At 62.9% G+C, this 26,287-nt stretch carries 21 protein-coding genes; 10 read left to right on the top strand and 11 right to left on the bottom strand.

The features are described 5' to 3' along the window. Positions 1-99: 99 nt before the first annotated feature. The 8 genes from M3G14_RS08995 to M3G14_RS09030 all read left to right on the top strand — a co-directional run bounded on the left by M3G14_RS08995 (position 100) and on the right by M3G14_RS09030 (position 4,093). Positions 100-603, top strand: a complete 504-nt coding sequence (locus M3G14_RS08995; protein ID WP_259926197.1) for an Asp23/Gls24 family envelope stress response protein — start codon at positions 100-102, stop codon at positions 601-603. Between the two features lie 2 nt (positions 604-605). Beyond that, complete coding sequence (locus tag M3G14_RS09000; RefSeq protein WP_259926198.1) at positions 606-908, top strand: hypothetical protein; 303 nt, start codon at positions 606-608, stop codon at positions 906-908. 95 nt (positions 909-1,003) lie between these two features. After that, the gene (locus M3G14_RS09005) at positions 1,004-1,204 is read left to right on the top strand and encodes a hypothetical protein (RefSeq protein ID WP_259926199.1); all 201 of its coding nucleotides are present in this window, start codon (positions 1,004-1,006) and stop codon (positions 1,202-1,204) included. Next, a complete protein-coding gene (locus M3G14_RS09010; protein WP_259926200.1) occupies positions 1,204-2,157 on the top strand; it encodes an Asp23/Gls24 family envelope stress response protein in 954 nt (317 codons plus the stop codon). Before M3G14_RS09005 ends, M3G14_RS09010 begins: the two co-directional genes overlap by 1 nt. Next, entirely contained in the window at positions 2,141-2,821 is a 681-nt protein-coding gene (locus M3G14_RS09015) for an alkaline shock response membrane anchor protein AmaP (protein WP_259926201.1), read from the top strand. The genes M3G14_RS09010 and M3G14_RS09015 overlap by 17 nt, the downstream gene beginning before the upstream one ends. Further along, positions 2,818-3,378 (top strand): alkaline shock response membrane anchor protein AmaP, encoded by a 561-nt coding sequence (locus tag M3G14_RS09020; RefSeq protein WP_259926202.1) that lies wholly within the window; start codon positions 2,818-2,820, stop codon positions 3,376-3,378. Before M3G14_RS09015 ends, M3G14_RS09020 begins: the two co-directional genes overlap by 4 nt. 224 nt (positions 3,379-3,602) lie before the next feature. Then, positions 3,603-3,848: a ribbon-helix-helix domain-containing protein gene (locus M3G14_RS09025; protein ID WP_259926203.1), complete on the top strand. Its 246-nt coding sequence runs from the start codon at positions 3,603-3,605 to the stop codon at positions 3,846-3,848. Next, the gene (locus M3G14_RS09030; protein WP_311201362.1) at positions 3,800-4,093 is read left to right on the top strand and encodes a toxin; all 294 of its coding nucleotides are present in this window, start codon (positions 3,800-3,802) and stop codon (positions 4,091-4,093) included. The genes M3G14_RS09025 and M3G14_RS09030 overlap by 49 nt, the downstream gene beginning before the upstream one ends. Before the next feature lie 64 nt (positions 4,094-4,157). Here the strand turns inward: M3G14_RS09030 and M3G14_RS09035 are convergent, their stop codons facing one another. The 5 genes from M3G14_RS09035 to rpsL all read right to left on the bottom strand — a co-directional run bounded on the left by M3G14_RS09035 (position 4,158) and on the right by rpsL (position 9,735). Beyond that, entirely contained in the window at positions 4,158-4,853 is a 696-nt protein-coding gene (locus M3G14_RS09035; protein WP_259926204.1) for a hypothetical protein, read from the bottom strand. 129 nt (positions 4,854-4,982) lie between these two features. Next, positions 4,983-6,173, bottom strand: a complete 1,191-nt coding sequence (gene tuf, locus M3G14_RS09040) for an elongation factor Tu (RefSeq protein WP_259926205.1) — start codon at positions 6,171-6,173, stop codon at positions 4,983-4,985. Between the two features lie 350 nt (positions 6,174-6,523). Continuing rightward, positions 6,524-8,644: an elongation factor G gene (gene fusA, locus M3G14_RS09045; RefSeq protein WP_259926206.1), complete on the bottom strand. Its 2,121-nt coding sequence runs from the start codon at positions 8,642-8,644 to the stop codon at positions 6,524-6,526. Between the two features lie 245 nt (positions 8,645-8,889). Further along, entirely contained in the window at positions 8,890-9,357 is a 468-nt protein-coding gene (gene rpsG / locus M3G14_RS09050; RefSeq protein ID WP_070790040.1) for a 30S ribosomal protein S7, read from the bottom strand. 6 nt (positions 9,358-9,363) lie between these two features. Next, complete coding sequence (gene rpsL / locus M3G14_RS09055) at positions 9,364-9,735, bottom strand: 30S ribosomal protein S12 (protein ID WP_038588209.1); 372 nt, start codon at positions 9,733-9,735, stop codon at positions 9,364-9,366. Positions 9,736-9,953: 218 nt separating this feature from the next. Here rpsL and M3G14_RS09060 point away from each other — a divergent pair, with 218 nt between their 5' ends. Beyond that, positions 9,954-10,583, top strand: a complete 630-nt coding sequence (locus M3G14_RS09060; protein ID WP_259926207.1) for a DUF1707 domain-containing protein — start codon at positions 9,954-9,956, stop codon at positions 10,581-10,583. Here the strand turns inward: M3G14_RS09060 and M3G14_RS09065 are convergent. From M3G14_RS09065 to M3G14_RS09080, 4 genes are all read right to left on the bottom strand, one after another. Further along, positions 10,580-10,786, bottom strand: coding sequence for a hypothetical protein (locus M3G14_RS09065; protein WP_259926208.1), 207 nt, complete (start codon positions 10,784-10,786; stop codon positions 10,580-10,582). The genes M3G14_RS09060 and M3G14_RS09065 overlap by 4 nt on opposite strands. A 224-nt stretch (positions 10,787-11,010) precedes the next feature. Beyond that, the gene (locus tag M3G14_RS09070; protein WP_259926209.1) at positions 11,011-15,009 is read right to left on the bottom strand and encodes a DNA-directed RNA polymerase subunit beta'; all 3,999 of its coding nucleotides are present in this window, start codon (positions 15,007-15,009) and stop codon (positions 11,011-11,013) included. A 109-nt stretch (positions 15,010-15,118) separates the two neighbouring features. After that, complete coding sequence (locus M3G14_RS09075; RefSeq protein WP_259926210.1) at positions 15,119-18,616, bottom strand: DNA-directed RNA polymerase subunit beta; 3,498 nt, start codon at positions 18,614-18,616, stop codon at positions 15,119-15,121. Positions 18,617-18,995: 379 nt separating this feature from the next. Further along, positions 18,996-19,922, bottom strand: coding sequence for a DUF3068 domain-containing protein (locus M3G14_RS09080; protein ID WP_259926211.1), 927 nt, complete (start codon positions 19,920-19,922; stop codon positions 18,996-18,998). Positions 19,923-20,420: 498 nt separating this feature from the next. Here M3G14_RS09080 and M3G14_RS09085 point away from each other — a divergent pair, with 498 nt between their 5' ends. After that, positions 20,421-25,100: a Rib/alpha-like domain-containing protein gene (locus M3G14_RS09085; RefSeq protein WP_259926212.1), complete on the top strand. Its 4,680-nt coding sequence runs from the start codon at positions 20,421-20,423 to the stop codon at positions 25,098-25,100. A gap of 100 nt (positions 25,101-25,200) precedes the next feature. Here the strand turns inward: M3G14_RS09085 and rplL are convergent, their stop codons facing one another. Continuing rightward, on the bottom strand, positions 25,201-25,590 hold the full coding sequence (gene rplL, locus M3G14_RS09090; protein WP_070763341.1) for a 50S ribosomal protein L7/L12: 390 nt from the start codon (positions 25,588-25,590) through the stop codon (positions 25,201-25,203). A 64-nt stretch (positions 25,591-25,654) separates the two neighbouring features. Next, the gene (gene rplJ / locus M3G14_RS09095; protein ID WP_259926213.1) at positions 25,655-26,176 is read right to left on the bottom strand and encodes a 50S ribosomal protein L10; all 522 of its coding nucleotides are present in this window, start codon (positions 26,174-26,176) and stop codon (positions 25,655-25,657) included. Between the last annotated feature and the right edge of the window lie 111 nt (positions 26,177-26,287).

Below are 26,287 nucleotides of genomic sequence, written 5' to 3' on the forward strand. Positions count from 1 at the left end.
AGAAATACGGCGTGCTCCCGCACTGCACAGTACGGCTGCAACGTCGATATACCGGGCCTTACATACAGCTACAAATTTTGCAGTGAAGGAAGGACCGTCATGGCCGATCACACTCTGAACGACAACACCCTGGCAACCACCGATTCCGCGACCGCTACTGATGCGGAGCAGACCCGTCCGCGCAACGAGAACCTGGAGTCCGACAGCGGCACCACCGTCATCGACGACAACGTTGTTGGCAAGATCGCCGGCATCGCCGCGCGTGAGGTTTCCGGCGTGTACAACCTCGGCGGCGGCGCTGCGCGCATGTGGGGCGCAGTCCGTGAGTCGCTGACTTCCTCCACCAACGTCCAGCAGGGCGTCAACGTCGCTGTGGAGGACGGTCACACCTCTGTCGCTGTTGCCATCATCGCCGAGTACGGCGTGGCTATCCACGAGCTGGCCAACGCTATCCGTGAGAACATCACCGTTGCACTGACCCGCATGACCGGCCTGATCGTCGACCGCGTCGACGTCACCGTGCACGACGTGCACCTGCCGGAGCAGGACGATGCAGCCGACCAGGATGAGTTCCAGCCGAACAACCAGGCGCTGGGTCAGTAGTTATGGCGCGGACCCCCATCACCCTTGAGGTCGGGGAAGCCGTCCGCGACAGTGCGCTCGGTGTTCCTGGCGTCGCCGGCTTGCACCGCGGCCGCGTCGGCGAGGTAGTCCTGCTGCTCCCCAATGCCCGCGTTGACGGGTTGCGGCAGGTCTACCGCGACGGCGAACGGGGCATCGAAGTGCACATCGTCTTTGACACCGCCTCGGGGCGCGACATCCAGTCAGTGGCTGCAGATGTCCGCTCCGCGGTTTTCGACGCGGCGGACTTCCCGTTCGTCAATGTCGTCGTGGCTGACGCTCGGTAGCTACCCGATCCCACTCGCGGCTACGCGCCTCTCCCCTGCACTCGAGCAGGAGGGAGCTGCGCGCGGCCAGCAACTCCCCGAAATGTGGTTTTACTATGAATGCTTTTTCTAATAAGGCGGTAACCGGTGCCATCATCGGCGTGGTTGTCGCGTTCTTTGTGACCTTCGGCGGCTGGCTGGGGCTGCTGTGGCTGCTGCTGTTCAGCGTCGTCGGCGGCGTCATCGGTGCGCAGCTCGATGGCCGCCTCGACATCGCGGAGATCTTAAGCACCAGCTCCGGTAAAGGCCGTAGCTGATGGGTACGACGTTCTACCACATCAGCGAACGCGCTGTTGAGCGTGTCGCTGAGGTGGCGGCCTCGTCGGTGCCAGGCACGCTCGCGGTGGACGCAAAGCTGGCCGGGTTGGCCGGCCGCAGCTTTCCCAGGATTGATGTCCACCTCGACCGACAGTCGGGTGTCGCGGCAATCGAGGCCGAGATCGCAACCGCCTACCCAGCGCCCATTGCTGCCATCACGGATGCCGTACGCGCAACCGTCATCTCGCACGTACGCACCTTGACGGGACTCGATGTCTCGCGCGTCAACGTGTCCGTGGCCAGCATCGAAGCGCAGGAGCTTGATGGTCGTGTGACTTGGGACGAGGTGGCCAGCCATTCCGCTTTTGCCATCCCTACCCCGATCCGCGTGCACCAGCTGTCGGTGGAATCTCCTCGGACGAAGCAGCGCGCACCGTTGAAGGAAATCCATTCGCGCTCCTTGGCAGATGACATGTGGGAGTTCAACCGGCCGCAACCTGTGTCGGTCGCCAGCGTCAAGCCCCCACAGCCAGTGAAGGTTCGCACCGAAGGATTTGCCCCCAGTGCAGCACAGGTGCGGGCAGTGGACACACCCGCCCCGGCTTCCCCGTGGTCGCCGGATACGCCAGAACCGCGAGTACCAGCACCCTTCAGTGTCACGCCAACGCAGCTACGCCGCGTGCGCACACCTGAGCCGGCCGCGGTACGACGCGTAGTCGCGCCTTCGCGCCGACCGCTGAAAGAGGTGTCTACAGGCGCTGCCCTGCAGGTGACGCCGGTGCGCACTGCGCCACAGCGCCCCCTGGACAAGGTCAATGTCAAGGCGACTCCGCTGCGCGAGGTTGCCGCGCCTGCGCCGACGCCGCTGACAACCCCGCGGGCCCCGCGCCCGAAGCCGCTCAAGCAGATCTCGATTACTCCGGTGGTGAATGATTATGACCGCACCCGCTAACGCACAACCAGCGGGACAGACGGAGGCCGCGGCGCCGGTCGGCCCGCACCCAGGTGACGAGCCCCGCGCCAACCCTGCCGCACGCTGGCTCACGATCCTCATCGCGCTCGTGCTCCTCGCTGGTGCCGCCGTCGTGGGACGCGACCTCTGGTACTACTTCCAGAACGACGACTCCTCCGACTCCTGGTTGCGGCCTGTTTTCGAGTTCGTCGGCCGCGCCACCATGGATGTCACCGCTGTCACCGTCGGTGCCATCATCGCCATCATCGGCTTGTTCCTCATCATCTACGCGTTTGTCCCGCGCGGCCACACACACGTGCGCGTGAACTCTCCTGCCTCCATTTGGACTCGGCCCGTTGACATCGCCCGAAAGGCGACGCACGTCACCCGCTCCGAAGCTGGCAATTCCAGCATTCAGTCACGTGCCGACCGCAAGAAGCTGCGTGTGCAGGTAGAAGACGACGGCACTGGCGCATCCCTTCAGGAGCGCCTGGCTTACACGCTGCAGGGTGAGCTGCAGGGACTTACAACACCGCCGTCGATTGCGGTCAAGGTACTTCCGAAGGCACAAGACCCAGCAGCGGCTGCAGGGGCGCCTGAAGCGCCCAACGCCGCGAATGAGGCACAACCGCTAGCAGAGCAGACTCAGGGGGTACAACGATGAGCAAGACGCTTTCCTTCTTCGACCGTCTCATTGTTTTTCTCACCGGCCTTGTCCTGCTCCTCGCAGGCCTCGTTCCTTTGGCGTATTACTGGGACATCCCGTATGTCAGTGAGTTCCTCAACGGCTTCAACCGCGAGGCGCTTGGCACCGTCCCAGACGAGAGCTGGTACCGCAACGCCCTGATCGCCGCTTTTGTGATCTTGCTGCTGCTCGGTGCGTGGTTCTTCCTGGCGAACATCCGCAGCAGGGCGTTCAGCACCCGTGACATCCTCACCGCTGATTCCCAACACGGTGAAAGCACGATTAACGTCGCTCGCGTGGCGGCAGCAGCATGCGAGTTCTTAGAGAAATCAGAAATGGTCAACCAGGCGAAAAGTAAGGTCGCGGTCGTAGGCAACCGCCCTACCGCCCGCTTCACGGTCATCGCAGACCCGAGCTACTCCTACGATGATCTCACTCGCTTCTTGGAGGCCGCCGACGAGGACTTCCGTCTCGCCAACCACACGATGGAGATCGACACGGTCTGGGAACTGCACCTCGATCGCGTCACCGCCTAGAGATCAACCAGCACGACCCGTGCTACCCGCCCCAGCGCGACTGGCTCACCGCCGCCCGCTGGGGCGATCTTCATTTCCGCGCCCTCGGCGCACGCGAGTATTCGGGTACGAGGGTGAGCATTGGAACAACCCTTACCCCAAACCACCGGTTATCCTCCGTGGATGTAGGGAACAAGTAACCGGAGCCTAGCCAACACGGCTATTTCCGTATTACGATTATGGACATGAAAACTATAAACGGAAAACCAATCAGTGAAGAGCAGATCGATACGTGGGTCGCTGAAGCCGAAGACGGTTACGACGTGGAGACACTGCGCCGCCGAGGGCGGAAGCCTCGCGACAAAGATGCCGCAAAGGTTATCTCCATCCGGCTCTCCCCCAGTGAGATTTCTGACCTTGACAAATACGCGGCTACCCACGGATGGTCAAGGTCACGGGCAATTCGCGAAGCGTTGAAGAGCGCAATTTAGAGATGGAAGTTCGTGGGAATGCCACAAAACACGGCATCACGCCGAAAGACTCAATCACAGCTGCCACATCAGGCTGCGTTTTTAGCGCTGCACTTGATGAAGAGCACCCTCAGAGAGAATTGCGTCTCGGATTCGACGGCTCAAGTAGGCTGCTCGAAATCGTTGTTCTCGTCTGGGATGACCACAGCGAAACGATCATCCACTCCATGAAAGCGAGAAAAAAGTACCGCGCTCTACTCGATTAGTTATCGCCTATTCATGAACATCCTAAAGCAAGCTTTCCTTTGAACTTCGTTTCGACAACACCGCCTAGAGGTCAACCAGCACGACGCGTGCTACCCGCCCCAGCGCGACTGGCTCACCGCCGCCCGCTGGGGCGATTTTCATCTCCGCGCCCTCGGCGCACGCGAGTATTCGTGCAAACTTATACGTCTCGTGGGTTGTTGCCCTCCGCCCTTCTTGCCTCCACAGGGTAATCCGCTGGCCGATGATCGCGCGAGCCCCACCTTCGAAGCCCACGAACCATCTCGCACTACCAATGTCGGGCTGTTCCAAGCCCTTCAACTCGGGCGCCTCGTCCGCGTCCAAGGCGTTAACGAGCGTCACGACGCCAAGCCTGTGCTCGATGCCCTCCGTATCCGTCACGATGAGGTTTCGTCCTGGTCCTACTGCACGGAAGTGCGTGGCTTTCCATGAGCTCGGCATCCGTGCGTCCTGCCCCACCGGCCGAACGACGACGTCTGAACCGCACAACGTGACTCGTTGCTTCGGTGCGGTCGTTTGCACCGCCATAGGTGTCTCAGCTGGCCAGCGAACCAATGACGGGTGTTCGGATTCCATTACGCCGAGGATCTCCAGCATTTCCTCATCGCTTGTCCCCCATCTGGCACCCCGATTGCGCAGGGTGCCGAGCAGCGCCGAAAGGCTCAAATCTGGCTGTCCTTCCCACACTCGCTGAAGCGCGTCAATCAGCGTAGGGATGCGTGTTGGGTCGTTGTTGTCCACACCGGTGCATTCTAGTGGCCTCGTACCGCCACGAATCCACTGAGCTTCAAACATGCGAAAAGGGCCACTCCCCAAAAGGGAAGTGGCCCTTCTCTAGGCTCTGGTCAAAACCAGATCAGCGAGCTTGAATTAGTCGATGATCTTGGTGACGCGGCCAGCGCCGACGGTGCGGGAGCCCTCGCGGATAGCGAAGCGCAGGCCCTCGTCCATAGCGACCGGCTGGATGAGCTCGACGGACATGTCGACGTTGTCGCCCGGCATGACCATCTCGGTGCCCTCCGGCAGCTTCACAACACCGGTAACGTCGGTGGTGCGGAAGTAGAACTGCGGACGGTAGTTGTCGAAGAACGGGGTGTGGCGGCCGCCCTCGTCCTTGGACAGGACGTAGACGGAACCCTCGAACTTGGAGTGCGGGGTGTAGGCGCCCGGAGCGATGACAACCTGGCCACGCTCGACGTCCTCGCGCTTCAGACCACGCAGCAGCAGTGCAGCGTTGTCGCCAGCCTCAGCGGTGTCGAGGAGCTTGTTGAACATCTCGATGGAGGTGACGGTGGTCTTGGTGGCCTTGTCACGGATACCGATGATCTCAACCTCATCGTTGATGTTGAGGACACCGCGCTCGACACGGCCGGTCACGACGGTGCCGCGGCCGGAAATGGTGAAGATGTCCTCGACCGGCATCAGGAACGGCTTGTCGGTCTCGCGCTCCGGATCCGGGATGGAGTCGTCGCAGGCCTGCATGAGGTCAACAACGGACTGAACCCACTTCTCGTCGCCCTCGAGAGCCTTCAGAGCGGAGATCTGGACGATCGGAGCCTCTTCGTCGTAGTCCTGCTCAGCCAGCAGCTCGCGAACCTCCATCTCGACGAGCTCGATGATCTCTTCATCGTCGACCATGTCGCACTTGTTCAGTGCAACGAGGATGTACGGAACGCCAACCTGGCGGGCGAGCAGCACGTGCTCGCGGGTCTGCGGCATCGGGCCGTCGGTTGCAGCAACAACGAGGATGGCACCGTCCATCTGAGCCGCACCGGTGATCATGTTCTTGATGTAGTCGGCGTGGCCCGGGGCGTCAACGTGTGCGTAGTGGCGCTTCGGGGTGTTGTACTCAACGTGGGAGATGTTGATGGTAATGCCACGCTCGCGCTCCTCCGGAGCCTTGTCGATCATGGCGTAGTCGAAGGCCTTGTTCTCCTCCGGGTACTGGTCTGCCAGCACCTTGGTGATTGCGGCGGTGGTGGTGGTCTTGCCGTGGTCGACGTGACCGATGGTGCCGATGTTCACGTGCGGCTTAGAGCGCTCGAACTTTTCCTTTGCCACTGATTGTCCTCCTGGACTTCATGGTGGCTACGACCTTCGCAGCCACATAATTTACATTTGCCCTACTCCGGGCGGCGTTTTCACACAGCCTGGAGCAATGACCATTTCACAATGTGCCAGTTACCTGATCCTAGAGAGTTCGTGACCGTTTTTCAAACCGGCCGACCCCAAAAAGTCCGGATCCACCTAGTGCGTAACGGCCGTCTCAAGCACCAACCATGCAGGCCATGTAGTGGTTGTGCGCCTCAGCCCGACCGTTACCCACCAGGGTGAGCACCTGCCCCCATCTTCCGGTTCCGCCGCTGGCACGCAGCGGAGCCGTCCGGGGACAGTGCCACGAAGCGCTGAGCTTAGTTGCCGTTGCGCTCGTCGATGATCTCCTGGGCGACGCTCTGCGGAACCTCGGCGTAGGAGTCAAAGACCATGGTGAAGTTCGCACGACCAGCGGTCGAGGAACGCAGGTCACCGATGTAGCCGAACATCTCGGACAGCGGCACCTTTGCCTTGACGACCTTTGCACCAGAACGGTCCTCCATAGCGAAGACCTGACCACGACGGGAAGAAATGTCACCGTTAACGGTGCCCATGTACTCCTCCGGGGTGACAACCTCGACGGCCATCAGCGGCTCGAGCAGGACCGGCTTGGCCTTTGCCACAGCCTCCTTCAGCACCTGGGAACCGGCCATCTTGAAGGCCATCTCCGAGGAGTCAACCTCGTGGTAGGCACCGTCTTCCAGGGTGGCCTTGATGTTGACCAGGGGGAAGCCAGCGAGGTAGCCGTACTGCATTGCGTCCTGGATACCAGCGTCAACCGACGGGATGTACTCCTTCGGCACGCGGCCACCGGTGACGGCGTTCTCGAACTTGTAGGTCGCGGACTCGCCCTCCTCCAGGGTGTCCGGATCCGGGTTGTACGGCTCGATGGTGACGATGACCTTCGCGAACTGACCGGAACCACCGGTCTGCTTCTTGTGGGTGTAGTCCAGGGACTGCACGGTCTTGCGGATGGTCTCGCGGTAGGCAACCTGCGGGTTACCGATGTTCGCCTCGACCTTGAACTCACGCTTCATGCGGTCGACCAGCACGTCGAGGTGGAGCTCGCCCATGCCGCCGATAACGGTCTGGCCGGTCTCCTCGTCCAGCTTGACGGTGAAGGTCGGGTCCTCTTCAGCGAGCTTCTGGATAGCGGTACCCAGCTTCTCCTGGTCGGCCTTGGTCTTCGGCTCGATGGCGACCTGGATCACCGGATCCGGGAAGTCCATGGACTCCAGGATGATCGGGTGGTCCGGGTTGCACAGGGTGTCACCGGTGGTGGTGTGCTTCAGACCGATGAACGCGTAGATGTTACCGGCGTCAGCGTGCTCGACCGGGTTCTCCTTGTTCGCGTGCATCTGGAAGAGCTTGCCCACGCGCTCCTTATTCTGCTTGGTGGAGTTGAGCATGTTCTCGCCCGGGATGGCCTGGCCGGAGTACACGCGCACGTAGGTGAGCTTGCCGAAGAACGGGTGGACAGCGACCTTGAAGGCCAGCGCGGAGAACGGCTCCTCGACGGACGGCTTACGCGTCATCGGGGTCTCGCCGTCGAGCGCGGTGCCCTGCACCTCGCCCACGTCGAGCGGGCTCGGCAGGTAGTCGACCACAGCGTCGAGCAGCGGCTGAACACCCTTGTTGCGGTACGCGGTGCCGCACAGCACCGGGTAGATCTCGGAGTTGACCGTCATCTTGCGGATCGCGGCCTTGATCTCTTCCTTGGTCAGCTCCTCGCCGCCGAAGTACTTCTCCATGAGCTCTTCGTCGGACTCAGCAACGGCCTCGAGCAGCTTCTCGCGGTACTCCTCGGCCTTGTCCTGGAGGTCAGCCGGGATTTCCTCGATGGTCGGCTCTGCACCGGTCTCGACCTTGCCACGCCAGGTGATCGCCTGCATGTCGATGAGGTCGACCACGCCGTCGAAGTTGTCCTCAGCGCCGATCGGCAGCTGGAGTACCAACGGCTTCGCGCCGAGACGGTCAATGATGGTGCCGACGGTGTAGTAGAAGTCAGCGCCGAGCTTGTCCATCTTGTTGACGAAGCAGATACGCGGCACGTCGTACTTCGCAGCCTGACGCCACACCTGCTCGGACTGCGGCTCAACGCCCTCCTTGCCGTCGAAGACAGCAACAGCGCCGTCGAGCACGCGCAGGGAACGCTCCACCTCAACGGTAAAGTCGACGTGACCCGGGGTGTCAATGATGTTGATCTGGTTGTTGTTCCAGAAGCAGGTCACAGCGGCCGACGTAATGGTGATGCCGCGCTCCTTCTCCTGTTCCATCCAGTCGGTGGTCGCACCACCGTCGTGGGTCTCGCCGACCTTGCGGTTGATACCCGTGTAGAACAGGATGCGCTCGGTCGTGGTGGTCTTACCAGCATCGATGTGGGCCATGATGCCGATGTTGCGAACCTTGTGCAGGTCCTTAAGCACTTCTTGTGCCACGTTATTACCCCAACTTAAAAGTCGTCGACGCGCTGAGTGCGAACCCAGCGTGCGCCTATGGCGAATAATTTCCTTGTCAATTCTGCCACTTCTTCACGTAAATGGCAGGATAAGTCGCATTCGTCACTATGAAAAACACCCGGGTGCCACTTCACAACGCGACGTCGAGAAGCGAATATTGAGTTTGCTTCTGCCGTTTTGCTGCAGGTGACTTCCGGGTGTCATAGCTACTGTGCGCGCAGGTCTTACCAGCGGTAGTGGGCGAAGGCGCGGTTGGCCTCAGCCATCTTGTGCATGTCCTCGCGGCGCTTCACGGATGCACCGAGGCCGTTGGAAGCATCGAGGATCTCGTTAGCCAGGCGCTCAACCATGGTGTTCTCACGACGCTGGCGGGTGAAGGTGACCATCCAACGCAGTGCGAGGGTGTTGGAACGGCCGGGCTTGACCTCAACCGGTACCTGGTAGGTCGCGCCACCAACGCGGCGGGAACGAACCTCCAGGTCAGGACGGATGTTGCCCAGGGCCTTCTCGAGGGTGCCAACCGGGTCGGTACCGGTCTTCTCGCGGCACTGCTCGAGAGCGCCGTAGACGATGCGCTCTGCGGTGGACTTCTTGCCGTCCTGGAGCACCTTGTTCACCAGCTGGGTGACCAGCTCGGACTGGTATACCGGGTCCTTGACTACGGGACGCTTCGGAGCTTGCTGTTTACGCATATCTGATTACTGTCCCTTCTTTGCGCCGTAGCGGGAACGAGCCTGCTTACGGTCCTTGACGCCCTGGGTATCCAGTGCGCCGCGGATGATCTTGTAGCGAACGCCCGGGAGGTCCTTCACACGACCACCGCGCACGAGCACCATGGAGTGCTCCTGCAGGTTGTGACCCTCGCCCGGGATGTATGCGGAAACCTCAATACCGGAGGTGAGGCGCACACGTGCGACCTTACGCAGTGCCGAGTTCGGCTTCTTCGGGGTGGTGGTGTACACGCGGGTGCACACGCCGCGACGCTGGGGCGAGCCCTTCAGCGCAGCGGTAGCCACCTTCTGGCTCTTATCGTGGCGGCCCTTGCGGACCAGCTGCTGAATAGTAGGCATTCACGCTCTTTCTTGTTCTCGCGATTCGTGTGCAAGGTGGCCGTACATGCAAAAATGAGGGCTCTTCTTCGGGGCCCTGCCGATGCATGAACTACCAGCGCTTTCACGAGATCGCTTGGAGTTCGTATTTTTCCGCCACGCGATAGGTCGCGAGCGAAACCTCGTACACCTTACAACACGCCAAGGTGACACGGCAAATCCGTGCTATTCTGCGTTCCATGAGCGAGCCGAACCTCCCCCGCAAGCGACTCAGCAGCGCCGAGCGTGCTCGTGCTGAAGCCTCCCTCCACGAAGCATTCGTCGATGGCCAGCTCACGGTCACGGAGTTCGACGAGCGAACCGCCTCCCTCTACGGAGCCACCTTTGTTGATGAGCTTCCTGCGCTTATCGACGATCTCTCCCCCGTCACTACCCAACACCACCAACCCACCCGGCAGGACGGCACCATGGCTCGCTACGCCACCGGCGAATCGGGCGGTTCCCCGTTTAGCCTCTCCATCATGGGCGGAAGCGAACGCGGCGGTGATTGGCTCGTCGCTCCGAATCACACGTCCATCACGGTCATGGGCGGCAACTCTCTCGACCTGCGCGAAGCGCGGCTGAGCGCACACGAGACCATTATCAACGCGTTTGCAGTCATGGGCGGCATCGAAATCATCGTGCCGGAAGACGTGCGCGTCGTGGACGCCGGCCTGGGTATCATGGGTGGATTCGGGGTGGAAACCCACCCGTCCTGCGCTATCGCGCTCGCGGACCTTCCGGTGGATGCGCCTGTCATACGCGTGCGCGGGCTCGCGCTCATGGGCGGTGTAGGCGTCGTCCGCGCCGCCCGCGGCGCACGTATTTAGTGAACGGCGCGGCGGATGAGTTCACGGATCCGTGCCCTGGTGTCCTCGTTAGGCTCTTGGATGGCGTAGCTCGTTGTCCACATGGTGCCGTCTGCACCTTCCCAGGCGGGCATGCCATAGAACGTCGGCGCTTCGAGTTGGGGCGCTTCCTCCGTGACCATCGTGTGGACTGCGGCGGCGAGGTCGCGGCCTTTCGGCGGCATGGCGTCGATCAGCTCCTGCCGCCACGGTACTCATGGACTGACTTGAGCTGTTCAAAGCCCAGGTCGCGCCTCGGCGATCTTCCTAAACGGAGCTAGCTCCATTTGGACCTGTGTCGTCGGGAACGTTTCAACCCAAACCCCAAAAACGCCAGCGGCCCGGCCCCCGCGAAGGGAGCCGGGCCGTTGGACAGCAGACCGAAAAGACCTAGCAGTCAGCCAGAAGGCTAGATCTGGTCGAGCCCGTACTCGTCGAGCGGCACGGAGGCACCGGTGTACTCGCCGAAGCCCTCGTCGCCGTAGATGCCCTCGCCGAAGCTCGGGATGGAGTACGCGGCGGAACGCGCAGCCTCGGTCGGCTTGACCTGGATGTTGCGGTAGCGGGAAATGCCCGTACCGGCCGGGATCAGCTTACCGATGATCACGTTCTCCTTCAGGCCGATGAGCTGGTCGGAGCGCTTGTTGATCGCAGCGTCCGTGAGCACGCGGGTCGTCTCCTGGAAGGAGGCGGCCGACAGCCAGGACTCGGTAGCCAAGGAAGCCTTGGTGATACCCATGATCTCGGAGCGCATCTCTGCCGGCTGGCCCTCGTCCGCAACGGTGGCGGCGTTGACCTGGCGTGCCTCGGCGAGGTCGATCAGCGTGCCCGGCAGGAACTCGGTCGAGCCGGAGTCGATGACCGTGCCGCGGCGCAGCATCTGACGGATGATGATCTCGATGTGCTTGTCGTGAATCGACACACCCTGGGTGCGGTACACAGCCTGGACCTCATCGATGAGGTGCTTTTCCACGCCACGACGGCCGAGCACCTCGAGCACGTCGTGCGGGTCGGCGGCACCGCGCAGGAGGCGATCGCCGAGCTCGACGTGGTCGCCCTCGCGCAGGGAGCGCTCGATCATGGCGTCCGGGTTGGACTCCATCGGACGGCGCACCTGGGCCAGGCCCTGGCGCTTGGACAGCTTCTCGTAGACCACATCGTCGGAGCCGTCGTCCGGGTGGATGGTCAACGTCCAGAAGTTACCCTCGTCCTCCAAAGAAACCGTACCGGCAACCGAGGCGATCGGGGCGCAGTTCTTCGGCACGCGGGCCTCAAACAGCTCCTGCACACGCGGCAGACCACCGGTAATGTCGCCGCCGACACCACCCTGGTGGAAGGTACGCATGGTCAGCTGGGTACCCGGCTCACCAATGGACTGTGCAGCGACGATGCCGACGGCCTCGCCGATGTCCACCAGCTGGCCAGAGGCCATGGACTTGCCGTAGCACTTCGCGCAGACACCGGTCGGGGTCTGGCAGGTCAGCACGGAGCGAACCTTGACCTCGGTGATGCCCTTCTCTACGAGCACGTCGATGCGCTCCTCGGACAGCTCGGTGCCAGCCTCGAAGAGCACTTCGCCCTCGGCGTCCTTGACGTCGGAAGCCAGCACGCGGCCCGAGACGGAGGTCTCGACGAGGTCGTGGCGGACGAACGTGTCGCCGGCAGCTTCTGCAACCGGGACCTTGACGCCCTGGTGGGTGCCACAATCCAGCTCGCGGACGATGACGTCCTGCGCCACGTCCACCAGACGGCGGGTGAGGTAGCCGGAGTCCGCGGTACGCAGCGCGGTATCGGCCAGGCCCTTACGGGAACCGTGCGAGTTGTTGAAGTACTCCATCACGGACAGGCCTTCGCGGAAGGAGGTCTTGATCGGGCGGGTGATGTACTCACCGCGCGAGTTCACGACCATGCCCTTCATGCCGGCCAGGGTCCAGATCTGGCGCATGTTACCGGCAGCACCGGACTTCACGATCATCGGAATCGGGTTGTCGTCCGGGTACAGGTCCTCGACGGCCTGGCCGACCTTGTTCGTGGCGTCCTGCCACAGCTCGACCAGACGGTCGTAGCGGTTCTCCTCGGTCAGCGCACCCTTCTCCCAGTACTTGCGCTCGATCTCCTCGGCTTCCTTCTCGTAGCGCTCCAAGACCTCGGTCTTGTTCGGCAGCACGAGCACGTCGGACATCGTGATGGTCACGCCCGAGCGGGTCGCCCAGTAGAAGCCGGCGTCCTTCATCTTGTCCAGGGTCTGCGCAACAGTGATCATGGGGTACTTCTCCACCATGCCCTGGATGATGTCGCCGAGCAGCACCTTGCCGGAGCCGCCGCCCTTACGCACCATCGCGCCTTCCTGGTAGGGGAAGTTGTACGGCAGCAGCTCGTTGAACATGATGCGGCCGAGCGTGGTGTCCATCATCCACGCCTGACCCTTGGTCCAGCCGTCCGGGAACTGCTCCTTTTCCACCTCAACCGTCGGGCGCAGGTGGTCAATGCGGACCTTGATCGGTGCCTGCAGGCCAAGCACGCCGCGGTCGTAGGCCATGATGGCCTCGCGGTAGGAGGAGTACACGCCGCGTGCCGGGCCGTTCTCGTCGGCAGGCGCGTAGGCGCCTTCGCCGCCCACCTCAGAGGTGGACTTCTCCATGGTCAGGAAGTAGAGGCCGGTCACCATGTCCAGGCGCGGGATCGCCAGCGGCTTTCCGGACGCCGGGGACAGGATGTTGTTCGACGACAGCATGAGCACGCGGGCCTCGGCCTGCGCCTCGGCGGACAGCGGCAGGTGAACTGCCATCTGGTCACCGTCGAAGTCGGCGTTGAAGGCCTCACAGGCCAGCGGGTGCAGCTGGATGGCCTTGCCCTCGACCAGCTTCGGCTCGAAGGCCTGAATGCCCAGGCGGTGCAGCGTCGGTGCGCGGTTGAGCAGCACCGGGTGCTCGGAAATCGCCTCTTCGAGGACGTCCCACACCTCGGGGCGCTGGCGCTCGACCATGCGCTTCGCGCTCTTGATGTTCTGCGCGTAGTCGTTGTCCACCAGACGCTTCATCACGAAAGGCTTGAACAGCTCGAGCGCCATCAGCTTCGGCAGACCGCACTCGTGCAGCTTGAGCTGCGGGCCGACAATAATCACGGAACGACCGGAGTAGTCGACACGCTTACCCAGCAGGTTCTGACGGAAGCGGCCCTGCTTGCCCTTGAGCAGGTCAGACAGGGACTTCAGCGGGCGGGAGCCCGGGCCGGTGACCGGACGGCCGCGGCGGCCGTTGTCGAACAGGGCGTCCACGGACTCCTGCAGCATGCGCTTCTCGTTGTTCACGATGATCTCGGGCGCGCCGAGATCGATCATGCGCTTGAGGCGGTTGTTGCGGTTGATCACGCGACGGTACAGGTCGTTCAGGTCAGAGGTGGCGAAGCGGCCGCCGTCCAGCTGCACCATCGGGCGCAGCTCCGGCGGGATCACCGGGATCGCGTCCAGGATCATGCCGGCCGGATCGTTGCCGGAGCGCTGGAACGCAGCCACAACCTTCAGGCGCTTGAGCGCGCGGACCTTCTTCTGGCCCTTGCCCTCGGCGATGATGGTGCGCAGCTCCTCGGCCTCGGCCTCGAGGTCGAAGTTGCGGATGAGGGTCTGGATCGCCTCGGCGCCCATGCCGCCGGTGAAGTAGTCCTCGTAGCGGTCGACGAGCTCTTCGTAGAGCACCTCGTCGATAATCATCTGCTTCGGGGCCAGCTTCTGGAAGGTCTGCCAGATCTCCTCAAGGCGCTCAACCTCGCGCTCGCCGGCCTCGCGGATGTGGGTCATCTCCTTATCCGCGGCCTGCTGCACCTTCTTGCGTGCAGCGGCGGTCGCCCCGGAGGCCTCGAGCTCGGCGAGGTCTTCCTCCAGCTTGTGGGCGCGATCGGCGATCTCGGAGTTAGCGTCCTCCTCGACCTCCTTCTTCTCCAGCAGCATCTCGGCCTCGAGGGTGGACATGTCGTTGTGACGTGCCTCCTCGTCGACGCTGGTGATGATGTTGGCCGCGAAGTAAATGATGCGCTCGAGGTCCTTCGGCGCAAGGTCGAGCAGGTAGCCCAGGCGAGAGGGCACGCCCTTGAAGTACCAGATGTGGGTCACGGGAGCGGCGAGCTCGATGTGGCCCATGCGCTCGCGGCGCACCTTGGACTTGGTCACCTCGACGCCGCAGCGCTCGCAGATGATGCCCTTGTAACGGACGCGCTTGTACTTGCCGCAGGCGCACTCCCAGTCGCGGGTGGGGCCGAAAATGCGCTCGCAGAACAGGCCGTCCTTCTCCGGCTTCAGGGTGCGGTAGTTAATGGTCTCCGGCTTCTTCACTTCGCCATGGGACCACTTACGGATGTCTTCGGCAGTGGCCAGGCCGATGCGAAGCTCGTTGAAGAGGTTTACGTCAAACACGTAAATTCCCTTTCACCTCCCCCAGCTGGGGAGGATTGCGTGTGGATAGTTTCTTCTCGTTTCATTCCAGGCGTCGAAAAGCGCATGCTTCTCGACGCCCGCCTGGCGTCTAGACGGAATCCGCCGCAGAGCCCTCGTCGCGCGAGAGGTTGATGCCCAGCGAAGAGCCGGCCTGATCAAACTCATCGTCGTCGCCGTCGAGCTCCATGGCGCTGCCGTCGGTAGAAAGCACCTCGACGTTGAGGCACAGCGACTGCAGCTCCTTGAGCAACACCTTGAAGGACTCGGGGATGCCCGGATCCGGGATGTTGTCGCCCTTGACGATTGCTTCGTAGACCTTCACGCGGCCGACCACGTCGTCCGACTTGATGGTGAGCAGCTCCTGCAGGGTGTAGGCGGCGCCGTATGCCTGCATTGCCCACACCTCCATCTCGCCGAAGCGCTGGCCACCAAACTGCGCCTTACCGCCCAGCGGCTGCTGGGTAATCATCGAGTACGGGCCGGTGGAGCGGGCGTGGATCTTCTCGTCGACGAGGTGGTGCAGCTTGAGCATGTACATGTAGCCGACCGAAATCGGGTACTTGTACGGCTCGCCCGAGCGGCCGTCGTACAGCGTGGCCTTGCCCTGGCCGTCGACCATGACGTCGCCGTCGCGGTTCGGCTTGGAGTTGGCCAGAAGGCCGGCGATCTCTTCGTTGGACGCGCCGTCGAACACCGGCGTTGCGGTGAGCGACTCCGGAGGCACGTCGTAAAGCTTCTCCGGCAGGGTCTCCAGCAGGGCGGCGTTGGCCGGATCATCCGGGTTCACGGTCCAGCCGGCCTTGGCCAGCCAGCCGAGGTGCACCTCGAGGACCTGGCCGATGTTCATACGACGCGGCACACCGTGCGTGTTCAAGATGATGTCCACCGGGGTGCCGTCCTCCATGAACGGCATGTCCTCGGTCGGCAGGATCTTGCCCACGACACCCTTGTTGCCGTGGCGGCCGGCCATCTTGTCGCCGTCCTGGATCTTGCGCTTCTGCGCCACGTAGACGCGGATCATCTCGTTGACACCCGGGGACAGATCATCGTCGTCCTCGCGGGAGAAGCGGCGCACTGCAATGACCTTGCCGGTCTCACCGTGCGGCACCTTCAGGGAGGTGTCGCGCACCTCGCGGGCCTTCTCGCCGAAGATGGCGCGCAGCAGACGCTCCTCCGGGGTCAGCTCGGTCTCGCCCTTCGGGGTGACCTTACCGACCAGGATGTCACCGTCGCGCACGTCGGCACCGATGCGGATGATGCCGCGCTCGTCCAGATCCTTCAGCACGTCCTCGGAGACGTTCGGGATCTCGCGGGTGATCTCCTCGGCACCGAGCTTGGTGTCGCGGGCATCGATCTCGTGCTCCTCGATGTGCACGGAGGTGAGGATGTCCTCCTCCACCACGCGCTGGTTGAGGATGATGGCGTCCTCGTAGTTGTGGCCTTCCCACGGCATGAACGCGACCAGCAGGTTGCGGCCGAGCGCCATCTCGCCGTTCTTGGTGCCCGGGCCATCGGCGATGACCTGGCCAGCCTCAACGCGCTGGCCGGCGGACACGATCGGGGTCTGGTTGTAGCAGGTGCCCTGGTTCGTGCGGTGGAAGGTGCGCAGCTGCTGGGTGTCGCGCGTGCCGTCGTCGCCGAGCACGGTGATGTAGTCACCCGTGACGGTCTCCACCACGCCCGAAAGCGGGGAGATGACGGTATCGCCTGCATCGTATGCGGCGCGCTGCTCCATGCCGGTAGCCACGTAGGCGGCCTCGGCGCGCAGCAGCGGCACGGCCTGCTTCTGCATGTTCGCACCCATGAGGGCACGGTTCGCGTCGTCGTGCTCCAGGAACGGAATCATCGCCGTTGCCACGGAGACCATCTGGCGCGGGGAGATGTCGAGGTAGTCGACGCCCTGCGGGCCGACCACGCCGATGTCGCCGTCCTTCAGACGGACCTCGATACGCTCGCCGGTGAGCTGACCGTCCTTGGTCATCGGGGTGGCCGCCTGCGCGATTGCGTAGCGGTCCTCCTCGTCAGCGGTGAGGTAGTCGATCTGGTCCGTGAGCTGACCGTCGTTGACCTTGCGGTACGGGGTCTCGATGAAGCCGAAGGGGTTGACTCGCGCGTAGGAGGACAGTGCACCGATCAGGCCAATGTTCGGGCCTTCCGGGGTCTCAATCGGGCACATGCGGCCGTAGTGCGAGGGGTGCACGTCTCGGACCTCAATGCCGGCGCGCTCACGCGAGAGGCCGCCCGGGCCCAGCGCGGAGAGGCGACGCTTATGGGTGAGGCCAGACAGCGAGTTGTTCTGGTCCATGAACTGCGACAGCTGCGAGGTGCCGAAGAACTCGCGGATGGCGGCCGAAACCGGGCGCACGTTGATCAGCGAGGTCGGCGTGATCGACTCCGCGTCCTGGGTGGTCATGCGCTCGCGCACGACGCGCTCCATACGGCTCAAGCCGACGCGGACCTGATTCTGGATCAGCTCGCCGACGGTACGCAGGCGGCGGTTGCCGAAGTGGTCGATGTCGTCGGTGTTGATCGGGATGATCTCGCCGGACGGGGAGGTCATCTCGGTCTCGCCGGCGTGCAGACGCACGAGGTACTCGAGCGTGGTGGCGATGTCCTCTTCGGTCAGCGTCATCAGGCCCTCGTGGTCACCGCCCAGACCGAGCTTGCGGTTGACCTTGTAGCGGCCCACGCGAGCCAGGTCGTAACGCTTCGCCTTGAAGAAGGAGTTCTCCAGCAGGGACTGCGCAAGGTCGCGCGTCGGCTGCTCGCCCGGGCGCTGCTTGCGGTAAATCTCCAGCAGTGCCTCGTCGGTGTTGGCCACACCGTCGTTTTCCAGGGTGGACATCATGAGCTCCGAGAAGCCGAAGCGCTCCGTGATCTGCTCGGCGGTCCAGCCCAGTGCCTTCAGCAGGACGGTCACCGGCTGACGACGCTTACGGTCAATGCGCACACCGACGGTGTCGCGCTTGTCCACGTCGAACTCCAGCCACGCACCGCGCGAAGGGATCACCTTCACTGCGTGCAGCGGGCGCTCGGTGGACTTGTCGATCGTCTCATCGAAGTACACGCCCGGGGAACGCACGAGCTGGGAGACAACGACACGCTCCGTGCCGTTGACGATGAAGGTGCCCTTGTCCGTCATCAGCGGGAAATCGCCGATGAACACGGTCTGGGACTTAATCTCCTGCGTGTCGTTGTTAATAAATTCCGCGGTGACGTACAGCGGCGCGGAGTAGTTAATGTCCTTGTCTTTGGCCTCCTCGATGGAGTACTTCGCGTCTTCGAAACGCGGCTCGGACAGCGTCAGGCTCATGTTGCCCGAGTAGTCCTGAATCGGGGAGATCTCGTCGAGGATGTCCTCGAGGCCGCTCTTGACGCGCGCCTCATCCCCACGCAGCTCCTGCTCGCGCTCACGCCACTCAGGCGTGCCGACGAGCCAAGCAAAAGATTCAAGCTGTACATCAAGAAGACCCGGGACGGTGATCGGTTCTTCGATCTTGGCGAACGAGTAACGTTCGGGGGCCCCGGGTATTTCAGCCATTGACATGGTCTGGTTTGAGACTGCCAAGTTGGGTCCTTCCAGCACCTAAGGCGGAGGCCGCTTCGCCCACTCTGGCTCTGCGGGCAAGCGGCGTTTCCGCTGGGTAAGTTAGCATTTCGGTCTGCTTCAGAAGACCCGCCCCCAGAGATGACAAAATCACCTTGTCAAATCAGCACTCGCCGAAATCACCGCTGCCAAAGGCAAGCTTTTCGACGAGCGCATCATGCAAGGCGCACGCGCACACTGGAGACGGCTTCCAGCGCAACGACTTAGCCTATAGCACATTTCGGAGTTTGTAAAGGGCTGACACACCCCCGTGCCGCCCGCGCGGTAAAGAGCGAAACCGTACCGTCGAAAAGCTTGCTCCCGCTGCCGGGAAGCCTACCACTACAGGTGGCGGTAAAAACAAACTCGCGGGGCGTGTTTAGCGGCCTCGAGCCGGCCGGAACGCCCCGATAAGCCCCAGCAGGGCGATGAGCACGCCGAGAGCAAGGACCGCCCAGGTAACCTTTTGCGAGGTGGCCTGGGAATACACGCGGGACAGTTGCTGCACCATGGCCTCGGTATCTGCGGGGTCCATCGCCGCATCGTAGGTGATCACGTTGGTGGGGTGCGCACCCTCCTTGTCCGCGTAAAAGACGTCGACCTTTTCCCGCATACCGACGACCAGGCCGGAGACCTGATCCACCTGGTACTCGCGCTCCGCCGCGTAGTGACGGAAGGTGCGCACCGACTCCTCGCCCACCTGAGTGGAGCTGGTATTGAAGGGGTCCGCGTAGCGCAGCGCCAGATTCGTCGGTTCGATGTGTTGGTTGAAGGTGTAGACGGTGCGGCCGGCAATCTCTTCCTCGCCGGTGAACTGCGCGGGCGCGCCACCGCGCAGCTGCGGGTCGAAGATGGCGTAGTCCTGGGGTTGCACATCGGACGGCAGCTTGAGCCACGGGGCATCCACCGGCACCTCCGTCGGCGGCATGCCCATCACAAAGGCGACCTGTGCGGGCAGCGCCACCTGGCCGGTAACCCGGTCCATCACCATCGACCACGTCGAAGCGGCAACAAGGTTGTCAAAGTCCCGCTCTGCAGTGCCGGCACGCAGGGTATCCCCGATGCGCACGCTCGCCACGTCGTCGTTTGCAGGATCCTGCACTTCCATATGGAGCTGGCGCGTCACCGGCGCCTGCTCGCCCTCGCGCGTACCCGATTCGTCATGCAGCGTCCAGGTAGTGCGCTCCAAGTCGAGCGGCAAACGCCCATCCCCGAGCAGGAAACGCGGCGCGAGCAGGCTGCCGACCACGAGCGCAAGGCCAAGGCCGACAAGGAGCGCGGAAAGAATCCGGGATTTAGGCAGCATGGCCAAAAGTGTAGTGGACGCCACCGTGACGCCCCCAGGGACACGGCAGGTCTCGCCGCTGTAGACGGTCACGTATCGCGGACGACCTACATCAAGGTACCTCAACGCCCCTCAGCAAAGCTTGCACTAAGGAAGTTTCCGTAACCAGAGGTGACAGGCACGGGCGTTGCATTATTTTCAAAGCATGCATTTTTCCCGCCACAGCACAGCGCAATACTCCCACGCCGCGACAGCCGGGCATGAGCGCCACTAACAGGCAATATCTCGGAATACAACTTTGCACAGCTAATAGTTTTTCACACATAACTACCCCCGCGCCTACCATTCACCCCCACGGCGCATAGGTGCAAAAACGGTGATGATCGACACAATTGTCCCGCCAGACTGCCGTACATTCGTCCGCAAAATACCCCCGCGAGCCGCGTACGCCATTCACACATGTCTAAGAAAAGTTTAGGGTGGGAAACTACATCGCCAGCCAATCTTAAGGAGCATGTAATGACATCCACATCACCCCACTACGGTAAAGGCCGCCGCCGCGGTCTCACCATGCTTGCCGTGTCGATGGCCATCGCGGTCGGCTCGCAAGCACTTCCCGCTGTCGCAGCACCGGTTGCCGGAATCTCGCCCGCAGCCCAAGCCGCTGAAGCCCCAAGCACCGACGAATGGGACGCAGCCAACATCGTCGCCGCCGACGCCATCACCCCTGGCGAGCGAGTATCCAAAGGAAGCTTGGACGCCAAACGCAACGTCGTCTGGGGTTACCTCAGCTTCGCCGACCGCGGCACGATGGAAGCCGACGACATGCGGGGAGCTTGGCGCGACACGGCCGTGCCGGCAGGCATTGACGTGTACATGCGCTACGACACGGGAGGCGGGAAGATGTCTCGCATCCACAAGGCAACCACCCACGTGGATGACCTTGGCAACACTGTGTACGCCTTCACCTTCCAGGACGGCACGCCAACGCTTGCCGGCGGCACCTGGAAAGACGGCTCCGCCGATGTCCAGCTGCTCATCGGCAAAGACAACGTCGCAGAAAACTCCGCCATCGGCGAACCGATGGCTGCGGTGCGCGTCACGCCGGGCGGCGCCTGGTATAGCGGCAGCGTCGCCGACTCGCGCAACATGAACTGGTCCATCCACCCTGTTGCCGTGAACGACAAGCGCGGCCCGATGTGGGGCGAAACGCTGGTCAAGCTCTACCAGGTCTCCCCCGCCGCCACCGGGCTCAAGGGCCAGTTGTCCGCCACCGCGGACAAGGCGGTCGCCCGCACCTACACCGGTCGCGTGTGGAACGAGTCGATGAAGGGCAATAACACCGAGAACGTCTGGAAGCGCGATGCGTACAACATCAACGTCGACAATGGCGTGCTTTTCGACGGCACCGACACCCCGGCGAAAGGCCACACCGTCTACCAGGCAGTGCCGAACGATGCCGCGTACCAGGCCCTCGATGCTATCCGCCGCGAGACGAACCCGGACAACAACCGCCAGCGCGCCGACATCCAGTCACGCATGCAGCGCATGGCTGACTACGTGCGCACCCACCCCGAGAACTTCACCGTCTACTCCGCCAAGGTGAGCGAAGACGGCACCTATACCCTGCGTTCTTCCTTCGACCAGGCCCGCCACGCCGACTACGTGTACATGTGGGTCGAAGACGGCGAGGGAAATATCAAGACGAACCTCTCCGCGTGGAACACCCCGGAGTTCCGGGCTCCCGTAGGCAATGATGTCTACACCGAGCAAGGCCACACGCAGTCGTCGCTTAGCGATCAGCAGAAATATTCCAACGGGCATGTGCCTGGCCAGGCGCACCTGGGCGACAATGCTTCCGTGGCGACTGCCCCGCACCGTGACGGCGGCGGCAACTGGTCGAACGTCGATTTCGCGCTGGCGACGAACCAGGACGGCACCGGCCACACGGTCAAGCCCGGCGAGACTGACCCCAAACCGGACACCTCAGATGCGGACACCTACGACCCCTCCTACGATCCAGCCCAGGGCAAGCCTGGCGTGGGCACGAAGGTCGATCAGACCGTCAAGGTGCCGAAGGGCACGAAGTTCGAGCCGACGTTGCCGGAGGGCTGGACCGCCACCGAGGCGGACGAGGGCGGCGACTTCACGGTCACTCCAGCAGAGAACGCTCGCCCGGGCACGGTGCAGATACCAGTCCTGGTCACCTACCCGGATGGCTCCCAGGAGACGGTCACCGCGCCCTTTACCGTGCTGCCGCTGGACAAGGACGAAAACGATCCGCGCTACGAAGATGCGGTGACCCCGCCCGGCGAGGCGACGATCATCGCCCCGCCGAAGAACCCGGACGGTTCTGACCTGCCGGACGACTCGACCTTCGCACCCGGCGAGCACGATGTCCCGGGCAAGGTCGAGGTCGACCCGGACACCGGCGAAATCACTGTCACACCGGATGAGGACGCCACCCCGGGCGACTACGAAATCCCGGTCGTGATCACCTACCCGGACGGCTCCACCGATACCCCGACTGTCACCATCACTGTTCCTAAAGACACCGGCGGCGACGGCTCCTCTGACCAGGCCGCCGACAATGATCCCGGCTACGGTACGACCGAGGGCACGGCGGGCGAGGAGACGAAGGTCTCCCAGAACGGCGACCGCGAGCTGCCGGATGGCACGAAGATCACCGTCGCCGACGCACCCGAAGGCTGGGTGTTCGGCGAGCCGAACGAGGTTGGCGACTTCACCGTCACCCCAGACGCCGACACCCTCGACGGCACCCGCGTGACCATTCCGGTTCGTTTCGCCTACCCGGATGGCACCATCGACGACACCACAGCAGTCTTCGTGGTCTCCAACGACGCCAGTGCGAACGACCCCTCCTACAAGGAAACCGAGGCTCCACGCGGCAAGGACACGCTTGTCGACGCTCCCACCAACCCGGACGGCTCCCCACTTCCCGAGGGCAGCACCTTTGCTCCGGGCGAGAGCGATGACCCCGACTTCCCGGGCAGGGTCGAGATCGACCCGGACACCGGCGAGGTCACACTCACTCCGGACGAGGACGCCACCCCGGACGATTACCTCATCCCGGTCGAGGTGACCTACCCGGACGGCACCACCGAAATCATTGACCTGCCTGTTCGCGTGCCGGACGATTCCACTGTCACCCCGCCTGGCGGCGACGGTTCCGACGACGGCTCTACTGACGCCGCCGACAATGACCCGGCCTACTCTCCTGGCAGCGGGCCGGCGGGCAGCGCAACCGAGCTGAAGCAAGACGGTGACCGCGAGCTGCCGGAGGGCACCAAGTTCGTCCTCCCGAAGCCACCGGCTGGCTGGAGCTTCGGCGAGCCGAACGAGCACGGCGACTTCACCGTCACCCCGCCTGAGTCCGCGCTGCCTGGCACTAAGGTCTCCATCCCTGTCACGGTTGTCTACCCAGACGGCTCCAGCGAAATCGTCAATGCCCCCTTCGAGGTGGTCGGCTCGAGCGACGATGCCAAGGACAACGATCCCACCTACCCGGACGACACCAAGGTCAAACCGGGAGAGACGGAGAAGGTCGACCCACCGCACAACCCGGACGGCTCCACGCTGCCTGATGACACCAAGTTTGAAAAGGGCGACACGGATCTCCCGGGCACCGTCGAGGTCGACCCGGATACCGGCGAAATCACGGTGACCCCGAACGAGGACGCCAAGCCAGGTAAGCACACCGTGACGGTCGAGATCACCTATCCGGACGGCTCCACCGATACCGTAGATGTGCCCATCGAGGTGCTCCCCGCTGACGGTGGCGACGATACGGGGGACACGGACCCCACCCCGGACGCAGACAACAACACACCTGGCTACAAGGACCAGGAAGGTTTGGCGGGTACGCCGGTCGAGTTCGCGCAGTCGGGTGACCGCGAGCTTCCGGAAGGCACGAAGTTCGTCTTCCCGCGCTTTCCCTCCGGTTGGACAATCGAGGGCGACGAGAAAACCGGTGACTTCACCATCACCTCCCCGAAGGACACACCGAACGGAACCAAGGTTGCTATTCCGATCATCGTGTCGTATCCGGACGGCTCCACCGCTTCGCTTGAGCCGGTGCTGAAGGTCACTAGCACCTCACCCGGCACTGGTGACACCGACGGCGGCGAGAAGCCGGGGACCCCGGGTGACGGTGGTGACGGTGACAACGGCGGTGACGGCGGCGTCGAAAAGCAAGACCCGACCTACGGCGATGACCGGACCGAAACACCGCGGGAAAAGGACACCGTGATTGAGGGGCCGAAGAACAAGGACGGCTCTGACCTGCCGGAGGATACGACCTTCAAGCCCGGCGAGCACGAGTTCCCGGGCAAGGTCGAAGTCGACCCGAACACTGGCGAGGTCACGGTGACCCCGGACAAGGACGCCAAGGGTGGCAACTACGACATCCCGGTCGTAGTGACCTTCCCGGATGGTCAAAGCGTCACTATCACCGTCCCGGTCCGCATCCCGCCGAAGGTAAGCGACGGCGCGGAGGTCGAGGTCTCGCCGGGCGACACCGTCATCATCGGTGGCGACGTCGACCCGAAGGACCTGCAGATCCGCTTCCCCGACGGCTCGGTGAAGGACATCTCGGAGCTGAACCCGACCAAGGATAAGGATGGCAACATCACTATCACTATCCCGAAGGATTGGGCAGACGGCACTTACATCGTCGAGACCAAGGACGGTACCCGCGTGGTTGTCCTGAAAGTCCGCGGGGCAGGCAGCGGTGGCGAGACCACAACTGGCTCGTCCGAACTGAGCGATCGATGCATCGCCGGTCTGGCGGGCGTTGGTATCCCGCTGCTCCTGCTGATCCCGCTGGGTGTGGCCACCCAGGTTGCAATCCCGGGCTTGGAGGACTTCCGCGCCCAGGCTGGCAAGGCAATCGAGCAGGTCAATACCCAGATCCAGCAGCAGCTGGGCATCTTCAACGAGCAGTTCGCCACCGCGCTTGGCAAGAATTTCCCCGCCCGCGAACTCGGCACGGCCGCGGCCGGCCTGGCGCTCACGGTGCTCGGCTTGCTCATCGCCGACCAGATCGCCCAGGCGTGTGCCCCGAACTACGACGGGCTGAGCTCCAAGATCGGCGGCGAAGGTGACAAGGCGCAAGGGTCCTCCGCGCAAGGCTCCTCGGCGAAGGAGGACGCGAAGAAGAACGAGGAGGATGAAAGCTAGTCCCTTGTAGTGGGGCTTAGGTAGCCCCCAAACACGCGAAACCCCCGCCCGCCGGTGTACGTACCGGTGGACGGGGGTGACGTCGAGAAGCGAAAGGCTCTTACTTGAGGGAGACCTTTGCGCCAGCCTCCTCGAGCTTAGCCTTAGCAGCCTCAGCGTCGTCCTTGGAAGCGCCCTCGAGGATGGCCTTCGGTGCACCCTCGACCATTTCCTTAGCGTCCTTCAGGCCCAGACCGGAGACGATCTCGCGGACAGCCTTAATGACACCGATCTTCTTCGCGCCAGCGTCCTCGAGAACGACGTCGAACTCGTCCTTCTCCTCAGCAGCGGCAGCGTCGCCAGCAGCGCCCGGAGCAGCAGCAACAGCAGCAACCGGTGCAGCAGCGGTGACGTCGAAGACCTCCTCGAATTCCTTCAGGAACTCGGAAAGCTCGATGAGGGTCATTTCCTTGAACTGCTCAATGAGCTCGTCCTTAGACAGCTTAGCCATGGTGGCATCCTTTCTGTTGGTGGGCGTTTCCGCCCGAATGTTTGGTGTGTGTAGTTAGTTCGCGTTATGCGGCGTCGTCCTGCTTGTCCTGCAGTGCAGCGACAAGGCGGGCCGTCTTGGACGCCGGAGCCTGGAACAGGCCGGCGGCCTTTGCCAAGGAGCCCTCGAAGGCACCAGCGAGCTTTGCAAGAGTGGTCTCGCGGTTGTCCATCTCGGCGATGGCGTCAACCTGAGCGGCATCGATGGCCTTGCCATCCATGTAGCCGCCCTTGATCACGAATGCGTCGTGATCCTTGTTGAACTTCTTCATGACCTTCGCAGCGTCGACTGCCTCGCCCTTGATGAAGGCGACAGCGGTCGGGCCGGTGAGAAGATCGTCGAGACCCTCGATGCCCTGCTCGTTCGCAGCGATCTTGATGAGGGTGTTCTTGGCGACGTGGTATTCGACGTCGAAGCCGAGCTCACCGCGGAGTTCCTGCAGCTGACCAACGGTCAGGCCACGGTACTCAGTCAGCACGATCGAGCTAGCTGCCTCGAACTTTTCCTTCAGAACCTTAAGCTCCTGCTCGTTCTTCGGGTTAGCCATGTACACACGCCTCCTTCCAATTCTTCATGTCCTTCAATCCGCCCGGGACACAAAAAGTGCCCCGTGCAGAAGCACGAGGCACCTGAAAGGCAAGCCACGTTTCTCCTGCGT

Origin of the sequence: Corynebacterium sp. p3-SID1056 (assembly GCF_025152525.1) — a bacterium.
In the GTDB taxonomy this organism is placed as follows: domain Bacteria; phylum Actinomycetota; class Actinomycetes; order Mycobacteriales; family Mycobacteriaceae; genus Corynebacterium.